Annotated in this window: 2 tRNA genes; both read left to right on the top strand. The window is 52.9% G+C overall.

Annotated elements, in window-relative coordinates:
- Positions 1–76: transfer RNA gene (locus GHO03_RS24980), tRNA-Lys, on the top strand.
- 92 nt (positions 77–168) lie between these two features.
- Positions 169–242: transfer RNA gene (locus GHO03_RS24985), tRNA-Pro, on the top strand.
- Positions 243–244: the final 2 nt, after the last annotated feature.

Raw genomic sequence — 244 nt, forward strand, 5'->3', positions numbered from 1 at the left:
GGGTCGTTAGCTCAGTTGGTAGAGCAGTTGGCTTTTAACCAATTGGTCGTAGGTTCGAATCCCACACGACCCACCATTTTTGGCTCCAGTTCGCTGGGGTTAGATCTTAAGATCAGAGGCCAAAAGCACTGATCGAAGAAGGCGCCTCTTGAAGGTGCTTTTTTTTACCGGGGTATAGCGCAGTCCGGTAGCGCGCCTGCTTTGGGAGCAGGATGTCAGGAGTTCGAATCCCCTTACCCCGACC

Source organism: Pseudomonas sp. FSL R10-1339 (assembly GCF_009600545.1).
Classification (GTDB): Bacteria; Pseudomonadota; Gammaproteobacteria; order Pseudomonadales; family Pseudomonadaceae; genus Aquipseudomonas; species Aquipseudomonas bubulae.